The 26767-nt window shown below is 65.2% G+C and carries 26 protein-coding genes; 3 read left to right on the top strand and 23 right to left on the bottom strand.

The window, feature by feature from the left end; translation table 11 throughout:
- Nucleotides 1-9: 9 nt before the first annotated feature.
- From PPA02S_RS15860 to PPA02S_RS15765, 20 genes are read right to left on the bottom strand one after another with little or no spacing between them, the layout of a single operon-like run.
- Nucleotides 10-1236, bottom strand: a complete 1227-nt coding sequence (locus PPA02S_RS15860; protein ID WP_028632018.1) for a beta-ketoacyl-ACP synthase — start codon at nt 1234-1236, stop codon at nt 10-12.
- Nucleotides 1236-1964 (bottom strand): 3-oxoacyl-ACP reductase FabG, encoded by a 729-nt coding sequence (gene fabG, locus PPA02S_RS15855; protein ID WP_028632017.1) that lies wholly within the window; start codon nt 1962-1964, stop codon nt 1236-1238. Before fabG ends, PPA02S_RS15860 begins: the two co-directional genes overlap by 1 nt.
- On the bottom strand, nt 1957-2427 hold the full coding sequence (locus tag PPA02S_RS15850; RefSeq protein ID WP_028632016.1) for a hotdog family protein: 471 nt from the start codon (nt 2425-2427) through the stop codon (nt 1957-1959). Before PPA02S_RS15850 ends, fabG begins: the two co-directional genes overlap by 8 nt.
- Nucleotides 2424-3617, bottom strand: coding sequence for a beta-ketoacyl-[acyl-carrier-protein] synthase family protein (locus PPA02S_RS15845; protein WP_028632015.1), 1194 nt, complete (start codon nt 3615-3617; stop codon nt 2424-2426). Before PPA02S_RS15845 ends, PPA02S_RS15850 begins: the two co-directional genes overlap by 4 nt.
- Nucleotides 3614-4099: a hypothetical protein gene (locus PPA02S_RS15840; RefSeq protein ID WP_028632014.1), complete on the bottom strand. Its 486-nt coding sequence runs from the start codon at nt 4097-4099 to the stop codon at nt 3614-3616. The genes PPA02S_RS15845 and PPA02S_RS15840 overlap by 4 nt, the downstream gene beginning before the upstream one ends.
- Nucleotides 4096-4827 carry a class I SAM-dependent methyltransferase gene (locus tag PPA02S_RS15835; protein ID WP_028632013.1) on the bottom strand — a complete coding sequence of 244 codons (732 nt, stop codon included), beginning with the start codon at nt 4825-4827 and terminating at the stop codon, nt 4096-4098. Before PPA02S_RS15835 ends, PPA02S_RS15840 begins: the two co-directional genes overlap by 4 nt.
- Nucleotides 4824-6071 (bottom strand): NAD(P)/FAD-dependent oxidoreductase, encoded by a 1248-nt coding sequence (locus tag PPA02S_RS15830; RefSeq protein WP_028632012.1) that lies wholly within the window; start codon nt 6069-6071, stop codon nt 4824-4826. Before PPA02S_RS15830 ends, PPA02S_RS15835 begins: the two co-directional genes overlap by 4 nt.
- On the bottom strand, nt 6058-7215 hold the full coding sequence (locus tag PPA02S_RS15825; RefSeq protein ID WP_028632011.1) for a cation:proton antiporter: 1158 nt from the start codon (nt 7213-7215) through the stop codon (nt 6058-6060). The genes PPA02S_RS15830 and PPA02S_RS15825 overlap by 14 nt, the downstream gene beginning before the upstream one ends.
- The gene (locus PPA02S_RS15820; RefSeq protein WP_028632010.1) at nt 7212-9533 is read right to left on the bottom strand and encodes an MMPL family transporter; all 2322 of its coding nucleotides are present in this window, start codon (nt 9531-9533) and stop codon (nt 7212-7214) included. The genes PPA02S_RS15825 and PPA02S_RS15820 overlap by 4 nt, the downstream gene beginning before the upstream one ends.
- Complete coding sequence (locus tag PPA02S_RS15815) at nt 9523-10185, bottom strand: outer membrane lipoprotein carrier protein LolA (protein ID WP_080667805.1); 663 nt, start codon at nt 10183-10185, stop codon at nt 9523-9525. The genes PPA02S_RS15820 and PPA02S_RS15815 overlap by 11 nt, the downstream gene beginning before the upstream one ends.
- Complete coding sequence (locus PPA02S_RS15810) at nt 10182-10607, bottom strand: acyl-CoA thioesterase (protein ID WP_028632008.1); 426 nt, start codon at nt 10605-10607, stop codon at nt 10182-10184. The genes PPA02S_RS15815 and PPA02S_RS15810 overlap by 4 nt, the downstream gene beginning before the upstream one ends.
- Nucleotides 10600-12144, bottom strand: coding sequence for an HAL/PAL/TAL family ammonia-lyase (locus PPA02S_RS15805; protein WP_028632007.1), 1545 nt, complete (start codon nt 12142-12144; stop codon nt 10600-10602). Before PPA02S_RS15805 ends, PPA02S_RS15810 begins: the two co-directional genes overlap by 8 nt.
- Nucleotides 12125-13063 (bottom strand): lysophospholipid acyltransferase family protein, encoded by a 939-nt coding sequence (locus PPA02S_RS15800; protein ID WP_028632006.1) that lies wholly within the window; start codon nt 13061-13063, stop codon nt 12125-12127. Before PPA02S_RS15800 ends, PPA02S_RS15805 begins: the two co-directional genes overlap by 20 nt.
- A complete protein-coding gene (locus PPA02S_RS15795) occupies nt 13060-13794 on the bottom strand; it encodes a glycosyltransferase family 2 protein (RefSeq protein WP_028632005.1) in 735 nt (244 codons plus the stop codon). Before PPA02S_RS15795 ends, PPA02S_RS15800 begins: the two co-directional genes overlap by 4 nt.
- Nucleotides 13787-15466 (bottom strand): ApeI family dehydratase, encoded by a 1680-nt coding sequence (locus PPA02S_RS15790; protein ID WP_028632004.1) that lies wholly within the window; start codon nt 15464-15466, stop codon nt 13787-13789. Before PPA02S_RS15790 ends, PPA02S_RS15795 begins: the two co-directional genes overlap by 8 nt.
- The gene (locus PPA02S_RS15785; RefSeq protein WP_028632003.1) at nt 15463-16008 is read right to left on the bottom strand and encodes a COG4648 family protein; all 546 of its coding nucleotides are present in this window, start codon (nt 16006-16008) and stop codon (nt 15463-15465) included. Before PPA02S_RS15785 ends, PPA02S_RS15790 begins: the two co-directional genes overlap by 4 nt.
- Nucleotides 16005-16259, bottom strand: coding sequence for an acyl carrier protein (locus PPA02S_RS15780; protein ID WP_028632002.1), 255 nt, complete (start codon nt 16257-16259; stop codon nt 16005-16007). Before PPA02S_RS15780 ends, PPA02S_RS15785 begins: the two co-directional genes overlap by 4 nt.
- 9 nt (nt 16260-16268) lie before the next feature.
- Nucleotides 16269-16541 carry a phosphopantetheine-binding protein gene (locus PPA02S_RS15775; protein ID WP_028632001.1) on the bottom strand — a complete coding sequence of 91 codons (273 nt, stop codon included), beginning with the start codon at nt 16539-16541 and terminating at the stop codon, nt 16269-16271.
- Entirely contained in the window at nt 16510-17328 is an 819-nt protein-coding gene (locus tag PPA02S_RS15770; RefSeq protein WP_028632000.1) for a lysophospholipid acyltransferase family protein, read from the bottom strand. The genes PPA02S_RS15775 and PPA02S_RS15770 overlap by 32 nt, the downstream gene beginning before the upstream one ends.
- Nucleotides 17304-18023 (bottom strand): beta-ketoacyl synthase chain length factor, encoded by a 720-nt coding sequence (locus PPA02S_RS15765; protein WP_028631999.1) that lies wholly within the window; start codon nt 18021-18023, stop codon nt 17304-17306. The genes PPA02S_RS15770 and PPA02S_RS15765 overlap by 25 nt, the downstream gene beginning before the upstream one ends.
- 302 nt (nt 18024-18325) lie before the next feature.
- Between PPA02S_RS15765 and PPA02S_RS15760 the strand changes: the two genes are divergently transcribed.
- The 3 genes from PPA02S_RS15760 to PPA02S_RS15750 all read left to right on the top strand — a co-directional run bounded on the left by PPA02S_RS15760 (nt 18326) and on the right by PPA02S_RS15750 (nt 19824).
- A complete protein-coding gene (locus PPA02S_RS15760) occupies nt 18326-19099 on the top strand; it encodes a ParA family protein (protein ID WP_028631998.1) in 774 nt (257 codons plus the stop codon).
- Between the two features lie 70 nt (nt 19100-19169).
- Complete coding sequence (locus PPA02S_RS15755) at nt 19170-19478, top strand: type II toxin-antitoxin system HigB family toxin (RefSeq protein ID WP_028631997.1); 309 nt, start codon at nt 19170-19172, stop codon at nt 19476-19478.
- The gene (locus PPA02S_RS15750; RefSeq protein ID WP_028631996.1) at nt 19468-19824 is read left to right on the top strand and encodes a helix-turn-helix domain-containing protein; all 357 of its coding nucleotides are present in this window, start codon (nt 19468-19470) and stop codon (nt 19822-19824) included. Before PPA02S_RS15755 ends, PPA02S_RS15750 begins: the two co-directional genes overlap by 11 nt.
- 228 nt (nt 19825-20052) lie before the next feature.
- Here the strand turns inward: PPA02S_RS15750 and selO are convergent, their stop codons facing one another.
- Genes selO through PPA02S_RS15735 form a run of 3 tightly spaced genes read right to left on the bottom strand, consistent with a single transcriptional unit; the run spans nt 20053 to nt 26644 of the window.
- Nucleotides 20053-21513, bottom strand: coding sequence for a protein adenylyltransferase SelO (selO, locus tag PPA02S_RS15745; protein ID WP_028631995.1), 1461 nt, complete (start codon nt 21511-21513; stop codon nt 20053-20055).
- Nucleotides 21514-21557: 44 nt separating this feature from the next.
- Nucleotides 21558-24866 carry a mechanosensitive channel MscK gene (mscK, locus tag PPA02S_RS15740; RefSeq protein ID WP_028631994.1) on the bottom strand — a complete coding sequence of 1103 codons (3309 nt, stop codon included), beginning with the start codon at nt 24864-24866 and terminating at the stop codon, nt 21558-21560.
- Between the two features lie 35 nt (nt 24867-24901).
- Nucleotides 24902-26644: a potassium/proton antiporter gene (locus PPA02S_RS15735; protein ID WP_028631993.1), complete on the bottom strand. Its 1743-nt coding sequence runs from the start codon at nt 26642-26644 to the stop codon at nt 24902-24904.
- Between the last annotated feature and the right edge of the window lie 123 nt (nt 26645-26767).

Below are 26767 nucleotides of genomic sequence, written 5' to 3'. Positions count from 1 at the left end.
GGTTGGGGATTACGGCCAGCGGCGGAAGATCAACGACGTGTTGACCCCACCGAAAGCAAAGTTGTTGTTCATCACGAACTGGTGGTTCATGGTGCGGAACTCGCCACGCAGGTAGTCCAGTTCGCCACAGCGCGGGTCTACTTCGTCCAGGTTCAAGGTGTGCACGTAGCGGTCACTGTTCATCATTTCGATGCTGAACCACGACTCCAGTGCCCCGCACGCCCCGAGCGTGTGGCCGAGAAAGCTCTTCTGCGAACTGATGGGCATGTGGGTGCCGAACAGGCTGCTGGTCGCCAGGGTCTCGGCGATGTCGCCCTGCTCGGTGGCGGTACCGTGGCCATTCACATAGCCGATTGCTGCGGGTGCCAGGCCGGCATCCTCCAGCGCCAGCTCCATGGCGCGGCGCATGGTCGTCTGCTCGGGGCGGGTGGTGTGCTGGCCGTCGGCGTTGCTGCCAAAGCCGACGATTTCGGCGTGTATCCTGGCCCCGCGGGCGCGGGCGTGCTCAAGTTCTTCAAGCACCAGCATGCCGCCGCCCTCGCCAATCACCAGGCCATCACGGCGGCAGTCGTAGGGGCGCGGGCTAAGGTGCGGGGTGTCGTTCATCAGGCTGGTGGCGTACAGCGCATCGAACACCATCGCCTCGGTGGGGCACAGCTCTTCGGCGCCCCCGGCCAGCATCATCGGCAGGCGCCCGTACTTGATCGCCTCATAGGCGTAGCCGATGCCCTGGCTGCCGCTGGTGCAGGCACTGGAGGTGGGGATAAGGCGCCCGGTGAGGCCGAAGAAGATGCTGATATTGGCGGCGGTGGTGTGCGGCATCATGCGCACGTAGGAATTGGCATTGAGGCCGTCGGCCACCGAGTTGAGCAGCATGTTGCCGAACGCCTTGATCTCGTCCGTGCTGCCGGTGGACGAGCCGCAGGCCACCCCCATGCGCCCATCGCGGATGCTCGGGTCATCCAGCAGGCCTGCATCGGCCAGTGCCCGCTCGGCCGCGGCCACCGCCAGGCGTGATACCCGGCCCATGCTGCGCAGTTGCTTGCGGGTCCAGTGGGCGGGCACCTTGAAATCATCGACGGGGCCGGCCAGCCGCGTGTTCATTTCTTCGAAGCGGTCCCATTCGACCATGCGCCGGATGCCACTGCGCTGGCTGGCGAAATGCCCGGCGATGGTCGCCCAGTCGCTGCCCAGCGAGGTGATGCCGGCCATGCCGGTGACGACAACCCGGCGCATCAGCACAACCCCCCGTTCACGGCCAGCACCTGGCGGGTGATGTAGGCAGCCTCCGCCGACATCAGGAAGTTGACTGCACCGGCCACTTCTTCAGCGGTGCCCATGCGCCCGGCAGGGATCATCTTCATCAGCTCGTCCACAGGCACGTGCTCGTCGAGCATGGCCGTGTCGATCAGCCCAGGGGCCACGCAATTGACGGTGATGCGGCGTTTGCCCAGCTCGATCGCCAGCGCCTTTGCCGCGCCGATCAGCCCCGCCTTGGAGGCGCTGTAGTTGACCTGGCCACGGTTACCGATCAACCCCGACACCGAGGTGATGCAGACGATGCGCCCGGGTGCCCGACGGCGGATCATTGGCATGGTCAGTGGCTGCAGAACGTTGTAGAAACCGTCCAGGTTGGTACGCAGCACCTGGTCCCAGTCTTCGTCGGTAAGCGCCGGGAAGGCGCCATCGCGGGTCAGCCCGGCGTTGCACACCACGCCGTAATACGCCCCATGCTGCTCCACATCGCTCTCCAGGGCGGCGCGGCAGGCGGCACGGTCGGCAATGTCGAACTGCAGCACCCGTGCCTGTTGGCCCAGGGCCCGCACGTTCTCGGCCACGGCGTCGGCCTCGGCACGGCCACTGCGGCAATGCAGGACCAGGTCGTAACCGGACCGGGCCAGGCGCAGGGCGATGGCGCGGCCAATGCCGCGGCTCGAACCGGTGACCAGAATGGTGTCAGTCATGGGGGGACTCCTCAGGGCCCGCTTCGGCCAGGTAGCTGGCCGCTTGCGGCGGGCGGTACACGTTCAGGCGGGCACTGGCATGGATGCCGGGGCCGCGCAGGTGGCATTCGAACACGCCCATGCCGTTGTCGTCTTCGAGCGAACGCTGGGCGTGGATGTGCAGTTCGGCGCCGGCGGGGAAGTGCTCGACATCGCATTCGTATTTGCGCGCACCCAGCAGGAAACCCAGTTCGACTGCCTGGCCGTTGCGCCGGGCGCGGCAGCCGGCATAGGCCGCGACGCTCTGGGCCATCAGCTCGATGCCCAGCCACGCCGGCAGGCTGCCGTCGGCGCGGTTGAACAGGCCGCCAGGCTGCACGGTGGTGCGGGTGAAGATCTGCTCCTCATCGCAGCGCTCGATCTGGTCGATCAGGATCATGTCGCCGGCGTGGGGCAGCAGCTCGGCCAGTGGCCAGGGGTTCATGCGGTGTCTCCGAGAATCAGGCTGACATTATTGCCGCCGAAGGCGAACGAGTTGCTCATCAAACGGCGTGGGCCATCAGTACCCAGGCGCTGGCGGCCATCCACCAGGGCCAGGCACGGTAGCGCAGGGTCGCGCTGCTGGTCCCACACATGCGGTGGCAGCAGGCCCAACGGGTTGTGCTCGCTCAGGCTCAGCCAGCAGAACGCTGCTTCCAGCGCGCCGGCCGCACCCAACGTGTGGCCGGTCATGGGCTTGCTCGACGAACACGGCACCGTGGCACCGAACAGGGCATGCACGGCCAGGCTTTCCATGGCGTCATTGTGCGCAGTGGCGGTGCCATGCAGGTTCAGGTAGTCGATTTGCGCGGGCGCGAGGCCGGCATTGTCCAGTGCTTTGCCCATGCACCGCAAGGCGCCGGCACCGGTCGGGTCGGGCGCGGATATGTGGTGGGCGTCCGAGCTGGCACCGGCACCCAGCAGTGCCAGGGTGCGGCCTTGCGCGTTGCGCTGGCGCGTCATCAGGAACAGGGCCGCCGCCTCGCCAATGTTGATGCCATCGCGGTTGGCCGAGAACGGGTTGCAGCGCTGCTCACTGACCGCTTCCAGGGCGCTGAAGCCATTGAGGGTGAGGCTGCACAGGCTGTCGACGCCGCCGCACAGCACGGCGTCGCACACGCCCAGCTGCAGCAGGCGCCGGGCGCTGAGCAAGGCGCGGGCACTGGAGGTGCAGGCCGTGGAGATGACGTAGGCCGGGCCGCTGAGTTGCAGCCAGTCGGCGAGGAAGTCGGCCGGCGCGCTCAGTGCCTGCTGTGCGTAGTGATAGTCGGCAGGGAACTGCCCGCTGTTGATGAACTGGCCGATGGCGGCACTGCCTTCGGCAATGCCGGACGTACTGGTCCCGAGAATGACGGCAACACGATGCCCACCATACTGGGCGATCGCCTGGCGGATGGCCGGCTCGATCTGCAGGGCGGCCGCGTACAGCAGCTGGTTGTTGCGGCTGTGCTGCTCGGGCAGCGGTACTGCGGGCAATGCCGCGGCGACCGCACCCACGGGCGGGCAGCGGTCGGGGATCCAGCCTGACGCGGGCTGCATGCCGGAACAATCGCCGGCGAACAGGCCGGCCGCCACTTCGGCCTGGCCCTGGCCAAGGGCGCAGATCAGGCCTAGGGCATTGAGGTAGGCGGTCATGGTCGGTTCTCGTGAGGCAGGGGGTCGATTACATAACGCAGGCCTTCACCGAGGTTCAAGTCGAAGGCATCCTCGCCCCGATAGGTGACGTGCCAGCGGTCACCCAGCCAACGCTGCCCCGCTTGCTCGCGGGCCTGTGGATAAAGCTGGGCCAGCTGCGCGGGCGGGGTAAGGGCGAACAATACGGCAGCGAACAGCTCCCGGGCTGCCGGGTTGGGCGGCAGCAGCCCATCGGCCTGCCATTGCTGGCCGTCCAGCAGCTGCCGGGCCTGGGGGATGCCCAGCAGGTCGAGCAGCGACCAGCGCAAGCGCTGGTGCTCGTCCTGGATCACCAGCAACCAGTCCTGGCGCTGGCCGGCCTGTTCGCGCTGCACATGCAACTGCTGCGGCAGGGTCAGCCCCGGCAGCCGCTCAGGCAGGGGCGGGCGCGCCGCGCAGGCGCTCAGCAGCAGGCACAGCGCGCATGCCAGGAAGGCTTTCATGCGGGCTCCAGCGGCTTGCGCGCAACCACGTTGACCAGCGTTTCCTCGCGTTCGCCCACCGGTGGCGGCTTGCGCAGGCCCAGGCGCTCGAGCAGGCCGAAGTCCTTGGCCCGGCTCCACCACAGGTAGGGGTAGGAGACATTGGCAGGGCCAAACTCGAAGCCCTGGCTGCGCAGCATCTGCAGGTAGCCCTCGGCACTCTTCTGCACGTGCATGGGGTGGCGGAAGAACCAGCGGATCACCCAGGTATCGATGTACGCCTCGGTGGACTCGGCGAACAGCAGGTAGCCACCCGGCTTGAGTACTCGGTAAAACTCGGCCAGGGCTTTTTCCTGTTCCACCAGGTGGTGAAAGGTCTGGTGACAGAACAGCAGGTCGATGCTGGCGTCAGGGTAGGGCAGCTTGGCACAGTCGCTGCCGCACAGCTCCACATCGATGCCCAGGCGCTGGGCTTCGGCTGCGCTCAGGTCGAGGCTGTGCGGGTCGGCATCGGTGCCCAGCAGGCGAGCGGGCGCAAATACCCGCTGCAGGTGCTTGAACGACCTGCCCTGCCCGCAGCCAGCATCCAGCAGCACTGCGCCCTGGGGCGGTGCACCGTCGAACAGCCGGCGCAGGTCTTCGATGGCCACCCGCAGCACGTGGTGCTGCCAGGTGTGACTGGCGAGAAAACGAAAGCCTATGCGCGTTTCCTCGACATAGGTGTCGCTCAGGAACGGGCGCTCACTCATGCCGGCGCCCTCGCGCACAGTTCGGCCAGGGTGCGCAGGCGGCGCCGGGGTTCGGCCACGAACGGGTTGCGCGTGTCCCAGGCATAGCCAGCCAGGATGGAGCTGATCATGGCGCGGATTTCCGGCGAGCTGCCTGGGTGGTAGATCACGTCCTGGAAACTGCCGTCGTACCAGCCTTCGACATAGACACGGAAGGTGTCGACGCCCTGCTGAAGGGGTTCGGCAAACTCGGTCTGCCAGTTCACCGTTTCACCTTGCAGTTGGCGGTGCAGCAGGCCGGCGGCCATGCTCGCCGAGCGCATGGCGATGGTGACGCCGGAGGAGAACACCGGGTCGAGGAATTCGGCGGCGTTGCCGAGCAGGGCATAGCCCTTGCCGTGCAGCGCCTTGACGTTGGCCGAATAGCCCCCGATGGTGCGCGCCGGGGTATCCCACACTGCATTGGCCAGCACCTTGGCCAGGCTCGGCGCCTGTGCCACGAAGTGCTTGAGGCAGGCGTCGAGGTCCTCGGGGGCGTTGGCATAGTGTTCTGCGGCCGCCACCACGCCCAGTGAGGTGCGGCCGTCGCTGAAGGGGATGGTCCAGAACCAGATGTCACGGTGCTCGGGGTGGGTGGTGATGAGGATCTTGTCGCGGTCGAAGCCTGGGTGGTCGATACGGTCTTCGATGTGCGTGAACACGGCCCGGCGCACCGGGAAGGCCGACGGTGCTTCGAGGTCCAGCATTCTTGGCAGTACCCGGCCGTAACCGCTGGCGTCCAGCACGAAGCCGGCCTGCACGGTGTACTCGCTGCCGTCCGGGCGGCGCACCCGCACCTGAGGCTGCTCGCCATTCATGTCGGCGCTGACGATCTCGTGCTCGTAGCGTATCTCCACGCCCTGGGCTTCGGCCTGGTCGGCCAGCAACTGGTCGAAGCGGGCCCGCTGCACCTGGAAGGTGCTGGGTTTACCCTGGGTGAAGGTCTGGCCGAAGTCGAACGCCGTGTATTCGTCGCCCCAGGCGAAGGCGGCGCCATTCTTGTGCTGGAAGCCTGCGGCTTGCAGGGCCTCGAGCATGCCGGCCTCTTCGACGAAATCCAGGCAGTGGGACAGCAGGCTTTCACCGATTGAAAAACGCGGAAAACGCTGGCGTTCGATGACCAGCACATCGTGCCCCTGGCGCTTGAGCAGGGCCGATGCGATGGCGCCGGAAGGCCCGGCACCGATCACCAGCACTTGGCGTTGTTGTAGGTCAGCGTTTGGCATGCGGGCTCCTTGCCATGGATGGGGCGTTGAGTGGAAGACGGTGCAGGCCGGCCAGCGCCGGCATCAGGGTGGCAACCAGGCTCATCAGCATCAGCGCGAAATACACGGCAGGGCTGATCAGCTGCTGCGACAGCAACAGGTTGAGGAAAACGATTTCGCTGAGGCCGCGAATGTTCAGCAGCAGGCTCTCGCGCCATCTGCTGGCCCCGGGGAATGACGGGGCGGCCCAGCACAGGCCAAGCCAGTTACCCAGCAGCTTGCTGGCGATCGGCAGCGCGACCAGCGCGCACAGTTGCCAGCCGTCCAGGCTGTCGAGGGCGTGGTGTGCATCGATCTGTATCACGCCGTAGGTCAGTATCAACGGCACGGCGAGGCTGTGTTGCACTCGCCGGTTGCAGGTATCGGGCAATGGCAGCGTGGCCGGTATCCTGCGCCAGGCAAGGCAGGCCAGGTAGCCCATGCCGAAGACCAGGGCATTGAGCTTGTAGTGCTCGGCAACGAATAGCAGCACCAGAAACAGCGCCCCATAAACCTTGGGTGCGCGCTGGCCCAGTGCGTGAAGCGGCAGCGGCAGCAAGGCTGCCAGCAACGGCAACGCCAGTGCGCCCGGGTGCAGGCTGCCTTGGCCCAGGCCCAGCAGCAGCCAGCAGGCCACGTCGATCAGGATGGCCGCTTGCAGCAACCGCCGGCTGGCGGCAGCGGGGTAATCGATAGCCCGCAGGTACAGGTACAACACAGGAATTGCGGTAATGGCGAAGACCAGGCCCAAGGCCAAGGCAGCGACGCCGCTCAAACCCATCAGCCCTGTTGCGCAGGCCAGACCGCAGGCAAACGGCAGCAGAAAGCTGGGTACCGCCAGTTTCACAGCCTGGCGGTCTGGCCGCAGGGCCAGCACATCGGTGAGGATGTGCCCGAGCAGCAGGGCAAAGCTGGCGCCGTACAGGGTCTTGACCCAGGCCGGTGCGATCAGTGCGGGGCCGTCCAGCTGCCAGTGCGGGGTTATCCACAGCCCCATCACCGCAGGCAGCGCCAGGGTGGCCAGCAGCAGCTGGCTGACGATGGGGATCAGGCCCAGTCGTTTGCCCAGCTGGCTGGCGAGGGCAAATGCTGCCAACGCCAGGCCCCAGAACAGAATGATCGTCATGGTGGCGTTGGCGCTCCGTCGCGAGGGGCGGCCCAGGGCGCCAGCAGGAAGCTGAAGACCAGGCCCAGGCTTACCGCTGCGCCGAAGTTGCTCACCGCCGGGGTGCTGGACAGGGCCAGCAGCCCGAACGACAGCCAGGTGGTGAGCGCGGCCAGCAGGGTACCCAGCAGGCTCACGGCCGCCCCGCCTATGCGCTCATGCATGAGGATGGCGTAGTCGACGCTGATGGCAGTCACCAGCAACAGCCCGAACAGGCTGAACAGCGTCAGGGGTTGGCCCAGCCAGCCCAGGCTCGCCAGGCTGCACAGCGCGGCCAGCAGCGGCAGTGCAACGATGCGCAGCGAACCACGCAGGCCGAAGGGCATCACCAGCAGCACCAGGATCAGCACGCAGGACAGCAGCTTGAGTTCCGCTGCGCTCACCTGGGTCGCCGCAAACAGCTGGTTGAGTTCCCCCAAGCGGTCTACCAGTTGCACGCCGTCCAGGTCCTGGGTCTGCAACTGCAGCAACGCTGCATCCGACAACCCCTGAAGGCTGACGATGGCAGCTACGCCCTGTGCATCGGCGCCTAGCCACAAGGGCCGCCATGCTTCGCCCAGGGGGCCTGCCAACACGTGTTCGATGGCCTGCACAGGTAATGCCTGCAACTGCTGGATCTCGGCCTGCAAGGCCGCTTCGGGTACGCCAAGCGCCACCAGCGGCTGCCAGTGCTCGGGCAGCACCTCCAGCGCCTTGCGCGCCTGCTGTTGCTCGGCGGGGCTGGCAACCAGCTGGCTGAGGCTCATGAAGCCCTTGAGCTTGCCCAGTTCCACCAGTTCCGTGAGTTTGGCCCCCAGCGCCTGGGTGCGCGCCAGCAGTTGTTGCTGGTCGGCGGCGCGCACCAGGTAGAACTGGCTGGTAGGTTGGTAGCCGGTGATGCGTGCCACGGCCTGGGCTTGCTGCAACAGTTGCGGCGGCGTACCGACCCACTGGCGAATGTCGTTGCGCGTCTGCAGGTGCCAGAGGCCGCCGGCGCAGAACAGCAGCACCAAGGCCAGCAAGGCACCACTGGGCACCCTGCGCAGCAGCGCTTCACGCCACTGTGTGAGGGCCTGGGTGATGCGCAGCGGCCATAGCGCCGGCCTGAGCTGCGCCGACGCCAGCAACGCGGGCAGCAGGCACACCGCGCTCAGGTAGGCGCCCAGCAGGCCGGCGGCGGAAAACGCGGCGATCTGGGTCAGGGCCGGGAAGGGTGTGAAGGCCAGGGCCAGGTAGCCAATGCAGCTGGTCGCCAGGCTCAGGCTCATGCCCGGCAGGGTTAGGCGCACCGCCGGCCAGCTTTGCCAGGGTTTCAGGCTCCAGCTCTTGGACAGGTAGTGCAGTGGGTAGTCCACCGCCACACCGATCAGGCTGGAGCCGAGCACCAGGGTCATGACGTGCATCTGGCCGAACAGGGCCACGCACACCACCGAGCCGAACAGCATGCCCACCAGCACTGGTACGAACGCCAGGAGTGCCCGCCAGTTACGGAAGGCCAGCCACAGCAGCAGCAGAATACCCAGCGTGGCGCCACCGCCTACCCAGCTGATTTCGCGGCTGGCCTGCTGCTGGCCGGCAGCAGCGTGCAGCAGGCCGCTGGCCGCCAGCAGCTGGGCACCGAGCGGTTCGGCCTGCTGGCGGGCGTTGGCCAGAAGGTCGGCCACCTGCAATGGCAGCTGCATGTCGAATGCGTTGCCCAGGGTACGGGCACGCAGCAGCACCCAATAGTGGTCATCAGCCTGGGCGATCAGTGCGCCGCTGGCGGTATCCAGTTCGACATTGGCGGGCTTGGGCTGGCTGTTCTGGACACGCCCCGTGAGCCCCAGCCAGTCGTCCTGGTTGGGCACCAGGCTGAACCCGGCAAACGGGTCGAACAGGCTTTGCACCCGTTGCGCCACGAACGCATCGGGTTGCGCTTCCAGCTGTTGCCGGTCTGCGGGCGCCAGCATGGCCAGCCGGCCCTGCAACAACTGCGTGCGCACAGCCTGCAGGTCGGTCTGCAGGCTCCACTGGACCTTTTCGAACAAGCCGCTGGCTTGCCACTGCCCGGCCAGCTTCTCGGCCAGGGCCAGCGCCTGCTGGCGTTGCGGGTGCCCTACCAGTACCAGCAGCTCGCGGTTCAGCGGCTCCTGCATGCGCTGCTCGGCACGCTGCACCAGTGGATCCTGGGTGGCGCCAGGCACCAGCGACATCAGGTCGGCGGACAGCGGCGCGCCCCGGTGCCACTGCCAGCCGGCCACGGCAAGCATGGCCAGCAGCAGGCAGACGAACAGGCGCGGCAGCAGGCGTTCAGTTGGCAAAGTCGCTGCGCTCCGCGTCGCTCAGGTCAGCAGCGCCGCTGCTTTCGGGCATGCGCAGCACCGTGCTGTCGCCCTGGGTTTCGCTCAATTCGATGCGTTGTACATAGCGCCCACCGGTGATGTCGATGCGCTTGAACACCTGCTTGAGCAGCAGCGAACGGGGGGTGAGCTGCAACTGCCAGTGGGCGGCGTCCCCGGTGAGGGCCAGCTCGAAGTCACGTTGCAGACCGGTGCTGTCGCCTTGCAGCACGGCGAAGAACAGGCGGTTCTGCTCGGCACCGGCGCTACGGTTGGGCAAAGCCTGCCAGCCGCTCGGGTCGCGCCGGGCGATGCCATGGGCATCGATGCGGTAGTCCTGGCGCAGCGGGGTTTGCAGCAGCCACAGCAGCCCGTGGTCGCGGGCCAGCACGAACTGCCCCTGGCTCAGCAGCGGCTGGGGCAGGGCACGCAGGTGCTTTTCCTGCACGAACGGGCCTTTGACCACGGCGGGGGCGCTGAGCTGCTTTTGCAGGTCGTCGAGGGTGAAGGCGAAGGTGAGGGGGCTGATAAGCCACAGCAGCAAAGCCAGGACGAGCGGCCCTGCTTTGCAGGCTATTGCCGGCAAGCCGACGCCTGCAGTACGCCGGAGGGCGCGGTTATCGATGGGGTTCATGCAAGCACCTGCTGGACGGCATCGAGCATTACCTGGGGCGAGGCCAGCTGCATTTCGCCACTGGCGATGTGCACGGCGACCTGCACGGTGCTGGCCCGGGTCATGCGCTCACCGGTTTCGGCATCGCTGATCAGGTAATGGATTTTCAGGCGGTTTTCCCACTCCACCAGGCTGGCCCGCACGCTCAGGCGCTGGCCGAAGGTGGCGCCGCGCATGTAGCGCAACTGCAGGTCGATCACCGGCCATGCGTAGCCGCTGGCCTGCATCTGCACGTAGTTGTGCGAGAGGCGGTCGAGCAGGGCGCAGCGGGCCACCTCCAGGTACTTCACGTAATGGCCATGCCACACCACGTGCATGCTGTCGACGTCGAAGAATGGCACGACCACCTCGCTGTCGATGTGAAATACCCCGGCGCTACGCATGCAGCCTCCAGTGGCGCTGGCCGATCCGCTGCAGGCAGTGGCGCAGGTCTTGCTCCAGGGCCCTATCTTCGATCACCGGGGCAAACTCACCCAGCAGCGCTTCGTGCATGTGCGCCAGCGCAGGCGGCAATGGGCGTGCATCGGCATGGCGGCTGCGCAGCCACACACCCTGGTTGGCGGCCAGCAGCGCGGCGGCAGCCACCTGTTCGGTCAGTTCCAGCACGCGCAGGGCATCGCGGGCAGCGATTGTGCCCATGCTCACCTTGTCCTGGTTGTGGCACTCGGTGGAGCGCGAGAACACGCTGGCGGGCATGGTCTGCTTGAGGGCTTCGGCGGTCCAGGCGCTGGTGCCAATCTGCACGGCCTTGAAGCCGTGGTTGATCATCGCCCGGTCGGCCGGCGCGCCGGACAGGTTGCTCGGCAGGCCATGGTTGTAGCGCACGTCCACCAGCAGAGCGAGCTGCCGGTCGAGCAGGTCGGCGACGTTGGCCACCAGGGTTTTCAGGCTGTCCATGGCAAAGGCGATATGCCCGCCGTAGAAATGCCCGCCGTGCAGCACACGTTCAGCGTCACCGTCGATGATCGGGTTGTCGTTGGCACTGTTCAGTTCGGTTTCGATGAAACCGCGCAGCCAGCCCAGGCTGTCGGCCAGCACCCCCAGCACGTGCGGCGCGCAGCGCAGCGAGTAGCGGTCCTGCAGGCGGTGCAGGGTCGGCAGCGGGGCGTCGATGGCAAGGTCCTGGCGCAGCCAGGCGGCGACTTGCGCCTGGCCGGGGTGCGGCTTGGCGGCGAACAGCCGTTCATCGAAGTGTTCCGGGTTGCCCTGCAGGGCGATCACGTTCAGGGCGGTGATGCGGGTGGCCAACTGCAGCAGGTAGTCGGCGCGGCTGTAGGCCAGGCACGCCAACCCGGTCATCACCGCAGTGCCGTTCATCAGCGCCAGGGCTTCCTTGGGCCGGAGCACCAGCGGTTGCCAGCCCAGCTCCCGGTGCACGTCGGCGCTGCTGCGGCGCATGCCCTGGTACATCACATCGCGCTCGCCCGACAGCGTCGCGGCCACATAAGACAGCGGCGTAAGGTCACCGCTGGCGCCCACCGAGCCTTCTTCGGGGATCAGCGGCAGGATGTCGTGGGCGAGGAAGTCGCGCAGGCGCTCCAGCAGCTCAAGGCGCACGCCGGAAACACCATGGCTGAGCGAGCGCAGGCGTGCGGCCAGCACCGCGCGGGTGGCAGGGGCATCCAGCAGCTTGCCGAGGCCGCAGCCGTGGAAGGTGTACAGGTGCTGTGGCAGCGCCTCCACATGTTCCAGCGGTACAGCCACCACGCAGGAATCACCGTAGCCGGTGGTGACGCCGTAGATCACCCCTTCCTTGTCGAGCAGGGTGTCGAGAAACCTTGCACCCCGGGCGATACGCGCTCGGTAGGTGGCGTCGTCCTGCAGGTGCACCTGGGCACGGCGTTCTGCCAGGGCCACCACCTGTTCGATTGCCAGCGGCGCTTCGCCGAACGTGACAGCTTCATGCGGATGCATCGTCATCGGTCTTCCAGAAAGGGTAGAAATTGAACCACTGCAGGGGCGCCTGGGTGCAGTAGTGGCCCAGGCGGTCGGCGTAGCGTGTGGCCCACTCGGCGATTACCTGATCGCGCTGGCCGCGTCGCCATTGCAGGCGCTCGGCAAAGGGTTCGAGGGTAACGTGGTAGCGCCCCTGGTGCTTGAGGCAGAACAGCAGGTTGAGCGGGCATTCGAGCATGCCCGCCAGCAGCCACGGGCCTTGCGGAAAGGCTGCCCGGTGGCCGAGGAAATCCACTTCTACCGTGCGCCCGCCGTGCAGGGGCACACGGTCACCGGCAATCGCCAGCCATTCGCCACGCTCCAGCCGTTCGGACAATTGCAGCATGACAGCTGGGTCCAGTTCGCTGACCTGGATCAGCCTCAGGTTGGTAGCCCCCGCTTCACCCAACAGGCGGTTGAAGCGCTCGGCATGGCGGGTGTGCACCAGCACGTTCATGGTGACCTGCTCGCCGATTTCGGCCAGGGCGCGGCACACTTCAAGGTTGCCCAGGTGCGCCCCTACCAGCATTTGCCCACGGCTGCCGCGCAGTTGCCGGCGCAGTTGGGCCGGGTCGTGGATCTCGATGTCTTCGATACGCAGCTTGCCGTTCCACACGTCCAGCTTGTCCAGCAGGGCCTCCGCGAAGGCCATGAACTGGCGGAACACCTGCCATTGGCTGGGGGCGGTGGTCTGCCCGCCGCTCCACTGGCGCAGCCGCTGCTGGTACTGCCAGGCGCTGCACCGGGCGCGGCGGCCAAACAGGAAGAAGTAGGCGACGATGAGGTGGATCAACGGGCTGAGCATGCGCCGGCCCAGCAGGCGCACCAGGGTGGCTGTGAGTTTCATCAGCCAGAAGCTGCCGCGTTCCTGATGTTCGGCCCAGTGCTGCGACGGTTCGCTCATGCCCGCCACCTGCGCCAGAGTATTGCCGGTGCCCGCAGCAGCATGCCGAAGAACAGCTTGGCGTGCATTTTCGAGATCAGCGCGTTGTCATGGAACAGCCGGAAATGGGACAGGCCGTCCTGGGGGTAGTGCACCCGGGTGGGCAGCCAGCGCATCGGCTGGTTGCGCCAGGCCAGGCGCACCAGGATTTCAGGGTCGAAGTCCATGCGCTTGCCCAGTTTGACGCTGTCGATCATCGCCAGGGTGGCAGGCAGGGGATACACGCGAAAACCGCACATGGAGTCGGGGATCTGCAGCGACAAGCTGTTGATCCACACCCACACGTGGGTGAGGTAGCGGGCATACAGCCTGCCCTTGGGCACACTGGCATCGTACTGGGGGTAACCGCACACCAGTGCCTGCGGGTGGTTGCGCGACTGGTCGAGGAACAGCCCCACATCGAGCAGGTTGTGCTGGCCATCGGCGTCTACCTGCAGCGCATGGCTGAAGCCAAGGCGTGCAGCCTCTCGCAGGCCAGCCATTACCGCGCCACCCTTGCCCTGGTTCACGGCCAGGGTAACCAGATACACATTACGCTGGCAGGCCAGGTGTGCAAGCACTTGCGCGCAGGCGGGATGACTGGCGTCATCGACCAGCACGCAGGGCAGGCCCGCTTGCTGCAGCTCGGCTACCACAGCCGGCAGTGCCTGCTCGTGGTTGTACACGGGGATGACCGCGCAGGGCTTATGCACAGGTGTTCTCCAGCAGGATACGGCCGCTGGAGCAGGGCTGCCCCGCGCAGGTGAAGGCGAAGTACAGTTTGCTGCGTGCCCTGTCCAGGCGAAGGCTCAGTGCCAGCTGGTCGCCGGGGCGCACCAGCTGCTGGAACTTCAGCACTTCCATGCCGGCGAAGTGCAGCCCGGCCTGCAGGTGTTCGGTTGCCAGGGCGATGGCCCAGTCGATCTGCACCACGCCCGGCAGCACTGGCGTACGCGGGAAATGCCCGGAGAAACACGCCAGGTCCAGCGGCACGGCGAGGTTGAACTGCAGTTCGTCGCCCGCGCCCTGCTGTGCCAGCACCTGTGGCGCCATGCTGCGTGGCGCCACCAGCAATGTGTGCAGGGCCGCCTGGGGTAGCTTGCCCTGGCTGTTGAGTGGCAGTTGCTGCATCAGCCGCCAGCGGCGCGGCAACGCCAGCGCCTCGCAGTGGCCCGCCAGGTGTTTACGCAGCGTATCCAGCAGTATCCGGCGGCCCTGGTTGCGCAGCGCGTGCAGGCCCGCTGCGGTGGGTACCAGCAACGCGGCCAGGTACGCCCGGCCTTGTTCGATCATGCCCAGGCGCGCTTCAGCCACCCAAGGGTGGGTGCACAGGGCCTGTTCCAGCATGGGCAGGGAAATGCGCTTTTCTTCCAGCTTGACGATGCGGTCCAGGCGGCCCAGCAGGCGGAAACGCCCGTCTGGCGAAAACTCCGCAGCATCCGCGCTGTGTTCCACATGCCCGGCAGGCAGGTAAGGCGAGGCGATACGCAGCGCGCCATCGGCGCCGTGGCTCAATTGCACGCCGGCAAAGGGCTGCCACAGGGCTTGCCCCTGGCGCCAGGCGATACCGCCGGTTTCCGAACTACCCAGAATTTCTGCAGGCCACTGGCCGAGGCGTTGCTGCAGGCGCTGCGCGGCATCGGCTGGCAGCTCGCCACCGGACGAAAATACCTTGCGCACCGGTTGCAGGGCAGGCCAGTCCAGGTTCTCGCCCATGCGCTTGAGCAGGGCAGGGCTGGCCACCCAGGCGAACGCAGGGTGCTCACGGCTGGCCCGTTGCAGGTCTTCGGGGAAGGGCAGCTGGCGCCGCTCGAAGCCGCGCCCGGCGCACAGGGGCCACAGCACACGGAACAGCAGGCCGTAGATGTGCTGGGTGGCGACACTGCCGATGATCCAGGCCCGGCCCAGGTCGGCTCCCCAGAGTTGCTCGAGTGCCTCTACCTCGTTGGCCAGCTGGCGCAGCTGCTTGTCGATGCGCTTGGGTTCGCCACTGGACCCGGACGTGCACAGGCTGATGCGGCACAGGTCCAGGTCCAGCGCGGCGGGGGGCATGGCTTGGCCCATCAATGCCTCGAACGGCGTATCGCCGGGCTGGTCGCTGAGCCACAGGTCGACATGGCTGTGCCAGCGCTCACGGGTGGCGGGCTGCAGGTCGGCGGGCAGCAGCACCTCGACGCCCGCCCGCCAGGCACCCAGCAGGGCGGCGGCCAGTTGGGCCGCGTCCTCCAGGTGAATGGCCAGGCGCCGGGCACCGCGCTGGTGCAGGCCCCCCGCCAGCCGCAGGGCCTGTTGGCACAGGCCAGCATGGTCCAGGGCGGGGGCCTGGGTCACCGGCCGCGACGCGTCCAGCGCCAGCAGCAGGTGTTCGAGGTTGATCCAGTTCATGAGCGTCCTCGCACACGTTGTCTTATCAGCCACTCCAGGGCGAACAGCACGCCCATGGCGGCATAGGCGATGATGCCGTTGTACAGCGTCCACCACGTCAGGGGTGCCCATAGCGTGAGGCTGGCGGCGATCAGGCCGTTAAGCAGAAAAAACAGGCACCAGGCCTGGGTGACGTGCCGCGTATAGCGCACCGCTCGCGGCGGCAGCTGTGGGTCACGCAGCCGTGCCAGGCGCTCGGCCACCGGCATGCCGTGCAGCAGGCTAGTACCGAACAGCGCCAGCATGAAGGCACTGATCAACACCGGGTACCAGCGCAGCAGGGCCTGGCTGTCGGATAGCCCAAGGACGCAGCAGAATGCCAGGGCGGCCACGGCCATCCACAGGCTGCCGGGGCGGCGCGGTGCGCTGAGCACACGGGCCAGCCACAGGCTGCCAAGCAGCAGGCCGAACTGCCAGGGGGCGAAATGGGCCATGCCGAAGTGCACCGCAAACGGGTACAGCAGGCCGGCCACCAGCAGGCCCAGGCCAATCAGCTGTTTCATGCCGCCGGGTTTACCAGGCGGAACACAGCCTCTACCACGTCGTTGACGGTGCGCACCGACTTGAATTCGTCAGCGGCGATTTTTTTGCCCGTCTGGCGCTTGATGTGATCGATCAGGTCGACGGCGTCGATGCTGTCGATTTCCAGGTCCTGGTACAGGTTGGCGTCGAGGCTGATGCGGGCCGGGTCCAGCTCGAACAACTCGACCAGGGCGTCGCGCAGGATGTTGAAGATGTCTTCACGGGTTTGCATGGTGCGGTCTCAGGCGGCCTGACGGGCAGTGACGAATGCCGCCAGGGTGGCGACGTTGCTGAAATGGTTGCGGGTGTCCTTGGCATCGGCATCGATCTTGATGCCGTAGCGCTTCTGGATCGCCAGGCCAAGCTCCAGCGCATCGACCGAATCCAGGCCCAGGCCTTCGCCGAACAGGGTCTGTTCGTCGTCGATGTCCTGGACGCTGATGTCCTCGAGGCCCAGGGCGTCGATGATCAGCTGTTTGAGGTCACGGTTGAGGTCTTGCTGTGGCGCGCTCATCGGCGGCGAGCTCCTTGAGGAAGTAGTCATGCAGGTAATCGTTCAGCAGGCGAGAGGCCTTGGGCGCCGGGCCCAGGGCGCTGAACACTTGGGGATCGATATCGGCACCTACCTTGAAGGTAAGGTGCACGCGGCGGCTGGGAATGCGGTACCAGGGTTCGTTCTTGGTCAGCGTGGTGGGGCTGACCCTGATGGTGACCGGGGTGACCATTTTCGCGCCACGCAGGGCGATGGCGGCGGCCCCGCGATGGAAGGCCGGCGCCTGGCCTGGCGGGGTACGCGTGCCTTCGGGGAAGATCACCAGCGTTTGGCCCTGCTGCAGCGAGTCGACGGCGGCGTCGAGCATGTCCATGCTGCCGTTGTTGCCGATGTACTGGGCTTCGCTGACCGGCCCGCGAGTGAACGGGTTGTCGAACAGGCTTTGCTTGACCACGCAGTTGGCCTGGCGCACCAGGCCAATCAGGAACACCACATCGATCAGCGAAGGGTGGTTGGCGATGATCATCTGCCCGGGCCGGCCCAGGCGCTCTGCCCCGTCGATCTGGTAGGTGAGTACGCCGGCGGCACGCATGAAGCGCACGAAACGCCAGAACAGCCAGCTGATGGTGCGCCGCGCACGCAGGCGATGGCGGCCGCTGCCCCCAGGCAGGCACGCCAGCAACGGGAACACCAGCAGGCGCAGGGCCAGGCAGCCCAGGCCAAATACAAAGAAGCTCGCGGCGGTTGCCAGCAGGCGCCAATGGTAGGCGTCGCGGGGCCTGCTCACAGCTGACGGTGCCAGTTCCATGTACGACGCATCCATGTGTGGGTGAAAGAATCGCAGCCCGTCAACATGGCCTTGAGCCAACTGAGGCCATGGGGCAATGCCCCGTGCCGTGACGGTTCAGCGGTGGTTGCGGGTGCCAGTTGCCACTGCTTGCCCGGGGTCAGCAACAGGCCCAGCGCATAGGCGAAGGGCACGTCGTCTATCCACGGCCCATACACCTGCGGTGGTTGCTCCTCGGTGACGATCAGCAACACGGCTGGCGCACCTTCGGCCAGCAGCGCGGCCGCTTCCAGAACGCCTTGCTCAAAGCCGTCGCCAGCGGCGGCCAGCGCGGTCATTTCGCACGTGGACCCGCGCAGGATCGACCACAGGCCGATTACTGCGTTGTGTACCGACAGGCTGAACTGGGTAGGCGACAACGGCTGTTTCGCCGCCAGCTCGCTGAGGATCGAGAACGTACGCGGTGTTTCACCATGCCGTGAAACGAACACCAGTGGCAGCTGCGGCTGCCCTTCGGCCAGGGGCCAGCCCACGGCGAAAGCCATCCGCGCCATGTGGCTGAGCCGCCGCCGCTGCATCGCGGGCAAAAAGGCCACGTCGGGTGCCGCGGCATCGCCAGCGGGTGGCTGCTGCCCACAGGCCCAGGCCTGCCAATCGGCAGGCGCCGAAAGGCCCGGAGCCCAGGCACGCCATTGGGTGATATCAAAGGTGATCACAGTGGTTTCTCTTTCCCGCCCCGAGGGACTTCCATGCCGAGGGAATGACTCGGCGCATGCCTGCAAGGGTGGGTGCGTTCGTCGAGTGGCGCGCATTATCCCGGTGCGGCGTGCATGTAGCAATGGATTCGGATCCAAACAGACAACGCCTTCAATCGCGTGTGGCAACGTCTGATCGAATAGTTGCCTGTTTCCGACAGCCGGTGCTGCGTGCTGGCAGGCTGCTATTGCCTGCGACGGTGCTGGTTATTGTCACGTGGCCCGCACATACTCGGGCACTCGTCTACACACGGAGATCAGCCATGCGGCGCGTGGTATTCAATCAGAAAGGTGGCGTGGGCAAATCGAGCATCGCCTGCAACCTGGCGGCGGTAAGTGCCCATGAAGGTTACCGTACCCTGCTGATAGACCTGGATGCCCAGGCCAATTCCACCCAGTACCTCACCGGCCTGACCGGCGATGACATCCCCATGGGTATTGCCGATTTCTTCAAGCAGAGTTTGTCCAGCGGGCCGGTCGCCAAGAAGAACAAGGTGGACATCTACGAAACCCCGTTCGACAACCTGCATGTGGTCACTGCCACGGCAGAGCTTGCCGACTTGCAGCCCAAGCTCGAGGCCAAGCACAAGATCAACAAGCTGCGTAAGTTGCTCGAGGCGCTGGACGAGGACTACGACCGGATTTACATCGATACACCGCCTGCGCTGAATTTCTATGCGGTTTCAGCGTTGATCGCTGCCGATCGGGTGCTTATCCCTTTCGACTGTGACAGCTTCTCGCGCCAGGCCCTTTACGGCCTGTTGGCGGAAATCGAAGAGTTGAAAGATGACCACAACGAAGACCTGCAGGTCGAAGGCATTGTGGTCAACCAGTTCCAGGCCCGCGCCAGCCTGCCCCAGCAGATGCTCGACGAGCTACTGGCCGAAGGCTTGCCCGTGTTGCCGGTCTACCTGGGCAGCTCGGTGAAAATGCGCGAATCGCACCACGCCAGCCTGCCGTTGATCCACCTCGAACCCCGGCACAAGCTGACACAGCAATTTGTGGAGTTGCACGATTTGCTGGAGCGGGGGGAGTAACTGGCTTGGCGAGAGCTTGCTGCGGCGGTAAACTCTCGGCATAATCTCCCAAAAAGGGAGATTGGCCCGGATGCGTATTATTGCCAAGAGCAGTTTGGTGAAATTTTGGGAGTCGCCTGGCCGTCAAGACGCCAAATCGGCCCTCGAAAGCTGGCATGACATCGTGCTCAAGGCAGAATGGCGAACGCCACAGGATGTGAAGAATCAAATGGGTAGTGCCAGTGTCTGTGGCAATAACCGCGTTGTCTTCAACATTGGAGGCAATAAGTATCGGCTAGTCGTGGAGATTCAATACCGTGCGGGTATTGCATGGGTTAAGTTCATCGGTACGCACGAGCGGTATGACGAAATCGACGTGGAGACAGTCAATGAATATTAAACCGATCCGCAATTATGATGATCTGCGAGCGGCATTCGAGAGGCTAGAAGCTATTTTCCAAGCAGAGGCTGGCACGGCTGAGGCCGATGAAATGGAAGTTCTAGTCACGCTGATCGAAGTTTACGAAAGCAAGCACTACCCAATCCATCCTGCTACCCCGATTGAAGCCATTAAATTTTGCATGGACCAACAGGGACTTACTGCACGGGATCTTGAACCCTATATCGGCGCAAGTGGCCGAGTATCGGAAGTGCTAAATGGTAAACGGGGCTTGAGTCTCTCGATGATCAAGCGTCTCCATGATGGCCTCCGCATTCCTTACGAATCATTGCTGGCAGGCGCGTAAGAAGTCACACGTATAGGGCAGTGTTTCAGTAAGCAAGGCCTATTCACTGTGGGGTTTACCCGCGAAGCAAACAGCGCGGTGTATGGCACCGGCTTCGCCGGTGTTCGCGGCTGAAGCCGCTCCCACAAAGTGGATTGCGCCAGCGTTCAGATTTTGTGGAAGACAACTGCTCCCACGGGTTCTTCTCAGATCAACCCATTGTGTGCAGCCCTACCCACAACGCCTGAATCAGGAAGAGCAGCTGATTTCCAGGTGTTTGCCCCACTCCGGCGGGCGTTGGGCATAGGCTTCCATCCCTGGCTGCTCTTCGAACGGTTTGCAAAGCACTGCATGCAGGCGCCGCACCTCTGTGTAATCCCCGCCCTCAGCCGCTTCGATGGCCTTCTGTGCCAGGTAATTGCGCAGCACATAAAGCGGGTTTACCGCATGCATGCGCGCGCGCCGGCCTTCGGCGTTGGCAGGTTCGCGGGCGCAGCGTGCCAGGTAGTCCGCCGCCCAGCCGTCGAAGCCGGCCAAGTCGATGAAGTCGTCCCTTACCCGCTGCAACGCCTCGGCCACCGGCTGGTCGCCCAAGGTACGGAAGAACAGGTTGTAGTCCACGCCGCCGCTCTGCATGCGCTGCAGCAGGCGCTCGACCAGCGCCATGTCGTCATCCTCGGCAGTGGTCAGCCCCAGGCGCCGGCGCATCAGGTCCAGGTAGTGCGCCTGGTACAGCGGCAGGAACAGCCCCAGCGCGTCCTTCAGCGGCTCCACTTCGATCACCGTGGTCAGCGCCTGGGCCAGCGCGCTGAGGTTCCAGTGGGCGATGGGTACCTGGTTGGCATAGCTGTAACGGCCCCGGTCATCGGAGTGGTTGCAGATGAAGTTGGCATCGAAATCATCGAGGAACGCGAACGGGCCGAAGTCGAAGGTGATGCCCAGGATCGACATGTTGTCGGTGTTCATCACCCCATGGCAGAAGCCATAAGCCTGCCAACGGGCGATCAGCTCGGCGTTGCGTTCCACGATGGTGCGGAACATGGCCAGGTAGGGCTGTTCGCTCGTCAGGCACTCGGCGTAGTGCTGCTGCAACACGTGGTCGATCAGCTGGCGCTGCTGTTCGGGCTGCTTGGTGTAGTAGAAGTACTCGAAGTGGCCAAAGCGCACGTGGCTGTGGGCCAGGCGCGTCAGCATTGCAGCGCTCTCGCGGGTTTCGCGCCACACCGGGGTGCTGGAGCCGACCACGCACAGCGCCCGGCTGGTGGGGATGCCCAGGGCATGCAGGGCTTCGGACGCGAGGAACTCGCGAATGGATGAACGTAGCACGGCGCGGCCATCGCCCATGCGCGAATACGGGGTTTGGCCGGCACCCTTGAGGTGCAGGTCCCAGTGCTCGCCGGCATCATTGACCACTTCGGCCAGCAGCAGGCCACGGCCATCGCCCAGGCGCGGGTTGTAGCTGCCGAACTGGTGCCCGGAATAGACCATGGCCCGTGGCTCGGCCTGGTCCCACAGGCTATTGCCGCTGAATACCTCGGCAAAAGCCGGCAGCTCGGCCTGAGCCGGGTCCAGGTCCAGCAGGGCCATGGCTGCCTGGCTTGCCACCACCAGGCGCGGCTCTGCAATAGGCTCTGGCAGCACCTCGGTGGAGAAGGCGTCGCCCAGGCGGGCGAAGCGATTGTCGAAGCTCAGTTGGTCGAGTGCTTTCACAGGCGGCTCCTGAAGTTCAGCGAAGCATAAGGCATTCGAGCCTGCTACACCGCAGCAGTGCCATCGGGTTTGGGTGGGTCCTGCGGGATCAGCTGCTGCTTGCCACCCTTGGTGTCCATCAGGAACACCTCCACTTGGCGTACCGAGATCTTGATGTCGTGGGCCTTGAACTCACGGTTGATGTAGCGGTTGATCTCGTCCAGCGTCGGGTTGCGGTCGCCCAGGTCGCGCACGTGCATGCGCAGTTCGTGGTCCAGCGAGCTTTCGCCAAATTGCAGGAAGTACACCAGCGGCTCCGGGTCCTTGAGCACGCGCGGGTTCTCGTGGGCACCCTTGAGCAGCAGGTCGCGCACCAGGTCCAGGTCGGAGCCGTAGTCGATGCCAAGCTTGAGCGTCACGCGGGTGACCGTGTCGGTCAGCGACCAGTTGATCAGCTGGCCGGTGATGAAGGTCTTGTTGGGGACGATGATGTCCTTGCGGTCGAAATCGGTGATGGTGGTGGCCCGGATGCGGATCTTGCTGACCGTGCCCGACAGGTTGCCGATGGTGATGGTGTCGCCGATGCGCACCGGGCGTTCGAACAGGATCATGATGCCGGAAATGAAGTTGGCGAAGATTTCCTGCATGCCGAAACCCAGGCCCACCGACAGTGCCGCCACCAGCCATTGCAGCTTGTCCCAGCTCACCCCCAGGGTGGACAGGGTGCTGACGATACCCACCCCGACGATGGTGTACGACAGCAGCGTGGTGGTGGCGTAGGCGCTGCCCTGGGCCAGGTTCAGCCGTGACAGTACCAGCACCTCCAGCAGGCCAGGCAGGTTGCCGGCCAGGGCGAAGGTAATGCCCACGATCACCAGCGCGCCCAGCAGGTCGCCGAGGCTGATAGGGACCATGCTGGCGGCCGCGCCAGTACCGCTGGTGTACTCGTACAGCACGAAGTTGTTGAGGTAGGCGAACACCGATATCAAGTCTGCCCATACCCAGTAGAGCCCGGCAATGAACCCGCCGAGCAGGGCCAAGCGGATCAGGCGCAGGGATTGCTGGTTGACCTGTTCGATATCCAGGGTGGGCTCTTCGATGATGACCTCACCGTCCAGCCCCTCCTTGGCCGCCGCACGTTTGCTCAGCGCGCGCTGGTAGGCCAGGCGTCGCGCTGCCACCGAGAGGCCGCGCACGAAGGCGGCTTCGATCACCAGCCAGAACAGCAGCAGGTAGAGCGTGTAGATCAGCCGGTCGGTCAGCTTCAGCGCGGTGTAGTAGTAGCCGAAGCACACGGCCATGAACAAGGCGATGGGCAGCGCGGTGAACGCCACACCCACGGCTTTGCGGAACAGCGAGGTGTCACGGTGTGCCGGGCTGCTCAGCAGCAGGCGGCTGAGCAGCCACGCCATCAGCGCATAGCAGGTCAGCACCACGCCGATGCCCAGTACATCATCCGCCAGCGCCGAGGGCTGATGCTCCGCCACGGCCACCACGCCAACCAGGGCCAGCACCACGGTGCCCAGGCGGCGTACCCAGCCACGCAGGAATTCGACCTGAGGCTTGTGCCACCGGAAGTGCACCTCCGCCACCCCGCCTGGCGACAGGATGCGATAGGCGGTGTAGAACACCAGCCAGGCCTGGGCCAGTTGCCACAAGGCGGCGCCCAGGTTGGCGTTCTGCCCGCGGGCGTCGATCTGCAGGGCGTAGCTGCACAGGGCCAGGCCCAGGCTCACCGGCATCGCCAGCAGGATGTTGATCAGGATTGCCCGCGGTGTATGCCACTGGCTGTCCCGGCGGAAGTGGCCGATATCCTGGTGGACCTTGTCGATGCTGGCGTACAGGTTCTTGCGCCGCCACAGCAGGCCCCCGATCACCAGCAGCAGCGGCAGGAACAGCAGCGGGCGCTGCACCAGGCCGTCCGCCAGCTCGTTCAGCCCCGAGCTCCAGGGCAGGTTGGCTACCTGGTCGGCCAGGCGCTGGGGCACGTAGGTCAGCCAGTCCCAGTCCAGGGGCTTGTTGCTGGGGATCCAGAACATCTGCTCGTCCAGCGTAGTACGCAGGCTCTGTGCCGTACCCAGCAGTTGCTTCTGGTTCAGCTGCAGGGTGATGGACTCGTTGAGCAACGCCGACAGCTCGCGGTTAAGCCGCTCCAGCAGGTCACTGCGGGTGATCGCCACCTCCAGCAGCGCCTTGCGCAACTGGGGCGTCACGTCTTCCTGGGGTTGCCCGGCCAGCAGCTTGTCCACATAGCTCACCGGGCTGCTCATCTGTTCGCGCTGCTGGTTGACTTCGAACTGGTACAGCCGCGTGTCGGCAATCTGGTCAGCCAGGTCACGGTCCAGCTTGAGGTGGGGCAGGGTCTGCTTCTGCTTGTAGAGGATCTTGGACAGCAGCAGGCTGCCCTTGAGCACGTTGATCTGCTCGTCCAGTGCCTGGTCGGCCTGGGTCAGGCTGTCGAGCTGCTGCTTGGTCCGCAGGTTCTGCTGGGTCAGTTCGTTGAGCCGGTCGGTGCTTCTGAGCAGGTAGTCGGACAGTTGCAGGTTGGTCGCGCTCTCGGTTGCCAACAGGCTGCTGCCACCGGCTTTTTGCGCCTCGATCGACTGCTGGGTAACAGTTTCCTGTGACTGGGCCAGGCGTTTGCTGTTGATCAGGGTCTGCAGGTCCTGAATTTCCTGCTCAAGGCGTGCGGCGCGTTCGATCAGCAGGTCGTGGCGGGCATTGCCCAGGTCTTGCAGCAGGCTGTTGCCAGCCAGTTCCTGGCGGCGCAATGTGGTCATCGCATTGAGCGAAGCCAGTTCGGCATTGAGCTGGTTGCGCAGGTCGGCGCTGATCGGTTTGCCGGCGTCCTTGCCGCTTTTGAGGGTGCTGTTGATCTGCTGGGTACGTGCCTGGCTGCTGCTGATCTCGGCCTGGGACCGCTCCGGGCGGGTCTGCGAGTTGATGATCAGGCTGTTGGCTTCGGACAGTGCCTTCTGCAGCTCGCCCTGCTGGGTGGTGCGCTCGCTGAGCATCTGTTCAAGCTGCGGCACGGACAGGCTGGCATAGCGCTGCGCTACCGGTTGCGCCGGGCTTTGCTTGAGCCGGGCCAGTTCTTTCTGGCTGTCGCTGGTTTCCTTCGGGGCATTGGCCAACTGCTGCTTCAATGCGGCCAGCTTGCGTTCGCTGTCTTCCTTGCTGGCCAGCAGGTTCAGGGTCTGTTCCAGCACCTGTTGCAGGGCCTTCTGATCGGCTTCGGGCAGTTTGCGGTCGGCAATTTTGTCGAGGCTGTTCTGCACGCTGGCGGTGGTCGGGGCTTCTGCCGCAGCGGCTGCGAAGGAAAGGGACAGGCACAGCCCCAGCAGGGCTGTGCGCAGGTACACGCGAAAGGACATAGGCAGGCTACTTATGGATCAGGCAGAAACGAAGTTTAGAGGAACAATCCTGGTCCTGGTCGCGTTCCTTCGGGGAATCTGACGCCCACTTTCTGGATGTTGTTCCCGTCCATGGTCGCCACGGTCCAGATCGTGCCGTTCCATTCCACCTGGTCGCCTACCACTGGCGCGCCTCCGACCTTCTGTCGGATGAACTGCGCCAGCGGCATTTGCGCGTCGAGGGTGTCCACTTTCAGGCCGTACAGGGACGCCACCGCGCCCAACTCTGCGTCACCTTCGAGCACAAAGTCACCGAAGAAGCGCAGGTCCAGGCCGCGCTGCGGCGCCTGGCTGAACAGTTTGCCCAGTGCGGGCAGGTTGTGCTCGTGGCCGATGACGCAAAGCATGTCGTCCACCTGCAGCACCGTGCTACCGGTGGGGTGCAGCAGCTGTTCGCCACGGAACAGCGCGGCAATCCGGGTGCCCTCGGGCATCTTGAGTTCGCGCAGGGCTGCGCCAATGCACCACTTTTCTGCGCCCAGGCGGTACACGAACATTTCCCACTCGCTGGTGATGTGCACCTCCAGCGCCGAGCGTGAAATGGGCGCCGGGTCTGGCGGCACGGTTACCTTCAGCAGTTTGGCCATCCACGGCAGGCTGGTGCCCTGGACCAGCAGCGATATCAGCACGATGAAGAAGGCCAGGTTGAAGAACAGTTGGGCGTCGGGCAGGCCGGCCATGAGCGGGAACACCGCCAGGATGATGGGGACTGCGCCGCGCAGGCCGACCCAGGCAATGAAGCCTTTTTCACGCCCGTGGAAGGCCTTGAACGGCAGCAGTGCAGCCACCACCGACAGCGGGCGTGCCACCAGGATCATCCACAGGGCCAGGCCCAGTGCCGGTACCGCGATGGGCAACAGGTCGTGGGGCGTCACCAGCAGCCCCAGCACCAGGAACATGCCGATCTGGGCCAGCCAGGCCATGCCGTCGAGCATGTGCAGGATGCCATGGCGGCTGCGGATTGGCTTGTTGCCCAGCACCAGGCCGCACAGGTACACGGCCAGGAAGCCGCTGCCGTGCAGCGCGTTGGTCAGCGAGAACACCACCAGGCCGCCGGCCACCACCAGAATGGGGTACAGGCCGCCAGCCAGGTTGATGCGGTTTACCAGTTGCAGCATCAACCAGCCACCGCCCAGGCCCAGCAGCCCGCCGATACCGAACTCGCGCAGCAGGTGGCCCAGCAGGCTCCAGTGCAGCCCGGTCTGGCCACTGGCAATCATGTCGATCAGGGTGACGGTGAGGAACACCGCCATGGGGTCGTTGCTGCCCGATTCGATTTCGAGGGTGGCGGTGACCCGCTCATTCAACCCCTTGCCGCCCAGCAGCGAGAACACCGCTGCGGCGTCGGTGGAGCCGACGATGGCACCGATCAGCAGGCCTTGGATCAGGCTGAGGTTGAACAGCCAGGCGGCGACCATGCCGGTCAGCGCCGTGGTGATCATGACTCCCACCGTGGCCAGCGACAGCGCGGGCCACAAGGCGACGCGGAAGCTGGCGACCCGGGTGCGCAGCCCGCCGTCGAGCAGGATGACGGCCAGCGCCAGGTTGCCCACCAGGTAGGCGGTGGGGTAGTTGTTGAAGATGATGCCGCCGCCGTCCACGCCCGCGACCATGCCGACGGCGAGGATGATGACCAGAATAGGTATGCCCAGGCGCGATGACAGCGAGCTGACCAGAATACTTGCGCCCACCAGCAATGCGCCGATCAGGAACAGGCTGTTGATGGTGCTGGCATCCAAAGGCAGGTACTCCGGGATATTGCGGGAAGAATGAGGCTTGATTGGCAAGTCGCGTGCCAATCGATTCTAACCCGATGAATTGCCAGCATGTAAAGCGTTTCTGCAGATGTACAAAAGGCACCT

The organism is Pseudomonas parafulva NBRC 16636 = DSM 17004, from assembly GCF_000730645.1.
Classification (GTDB): Bacteria; Pseudomonadota; Gammaproteobacteria; order Pseudomonadales; family Pseudomonadaceae; genus Aquipseudomonas; species Aquipseudomonas parafulva.
This window is presented reverse-complemented; position numbering and strand designations above follow the sequence as displayed.

Excerpts from the sequence above, each read along its gene's own strand:
- PPA02S_RS15860 (WP_028632018.1), bottom strand. The coding sequence starts at position 1,236 with ATGCGCCGGGTTGTCGTCACCGGCATGGCCGGCATCACCTCGCTGGGC.
- fabG (WP_028632017.1), bottom strand. The coding sequence starts at position 1,964 with ATGACTGACACCATTCTGGTCACCGGTTCGAGCCGCGGCATTGGCCGC.
- PPA02S_RS15850 (WP_028632016.1), bottom strand. The coding sequence starts at position 2,427 with ATGAACCCCTGGCCACTGGCCGAGCTGCTGCCCCACGCCGGCGACATG.
- PPA02S_RS15845 (WP_028632015.1), bottom strand. The coding sequence starts at position 3,617 with ATGACCGCCTACCTCAATGCCCTAGGCCTGATCTGCGCCCTTGGCCAG.
- PPA02S_RS15840 (WP_028632014.1), bottom strand. The coding sequence starts at position 4,099 with ATGAAAGCCTTCCTGGCATGCGCGCTGTGCCTGCTGCTGAGCGCCTGC.
- PPA02S_RS15835 (WP_028632013.1), bottom strand. The coding sequence starts at position 4,827 with ATGAGTGAGCGCCCGTTCCTGAGCGACACCTATGTCGAGGAAACGCGC.
- PPA02S_RS15830 (WP_028632012.1), bottom strand. The coding sequence starts at position 6,071 with ATGCCAAACGCTGACCTACAACAACGCCAAGTGCTGGTGATCGGTGCC.
- PPA02S_RS15825 (WP_028632011.1), bottom strand. The coding sequence starts at position 7,215 with ATGACGATCATTCTGTTCTGGGGCCTGGCGTTGGCAGCATTTGCCCTC.
- PPA02S_RS15815 (WP_080667805.1), bottom strand. The coding sequence starts at position 10,185 with ATGAACCCCATCGATAACCGCGCCCTCCGGCGTACTGCAGGCGTCGGC.
- PPA02S_RS15810 (WP_028632008.1), bottom strand. The coding sequence starts at position 10,607 with ATGCGTAGCGCCGGGGTATTTCACATCGACAGCGAGGTGGTCGTGCCA.
- PPA02S_RS15805 (WP_028632007.1), bottom strand. The coding sequence starts at position 12,144 with ATGACGATGCATCCGCATGAAGCTGTCACGTTCGGCGAAGCGCCGCTG.
- PPA02S_RS15800 (WP_028632006.1), bottom strand. The coding sequence starts at position 13,063 with ATGAGCGAACCGTCGCAGCACTGGGCCGAACATCAGGAACGCGGCAGC.
- PPA02S_RS15790 (WP_028632004.1), bottom strand. The coding sequence starts at position 15,466 with ATGAACTGGATCAACCTCGAACACCTGCTGCTGGCGCTGGACGCGTCG.
- PPA02S_RS15785 (WP_028632003.1), bottom strand. The coding sequence starts at position 16,008 with ATGAAACAGCTGATTGGCCTGGGCCTGCTGGTGGCCGGCCTGCTGTAC.
- PPA02S_RS15780 (WP_028632002.1), bottom strand. The coding sequence starts at position 16,259 with ATGCAAACCCGTGAAGACATCTTCAACATCCTGCGCGACGCCCTGGTC.
- PPA02S_RS15775 (WP_028632001.1), bottom strand. The coding sequence starts at position 16,541 with ATGAGCGCGCCACAGCAAGACCTCAACCGTGACCTCAAACAGCTGATC.
- PPA02S_RS15770 (WP_028632000.1), bottom strand. The coding sequence starts at position 17,328 with ATGGAACTGGCACCGTCAGCTGTGAGCAGGCCCCGCGACGCCTACCAT.
- PPA02S_RS15760 (WP_028631998.1), top strand. The coding sequence starts at position 18,326 with ATGCGGCGCGTGGTATTCAATCAGAAAGGTGGCGTGGGCAAATCGAGC.
- PPA02S_RS15755 (WP_028631997.1), top strand. The coding sequence starts at position 19,170 with ATGCGTATTATTGCCAAGAGCAGTTTGGTGAAATTTTGGGAGTCGCCT.
- PPA02S_RS15750 (WP_028631996.1), top strand. The coding sequence starts at position 19,468 with ATGAATATTAAACCGATCCGCAATTATGATGATCTGCGAGCGGCATTC.
- mscK (WP_028631994.1), bottom strand. The coding sequence starts at position 24,866 with ATGTCCTTTCGCGTGTACCTGCGCACAGCCCTGCTGGGGCTGTGCCTG.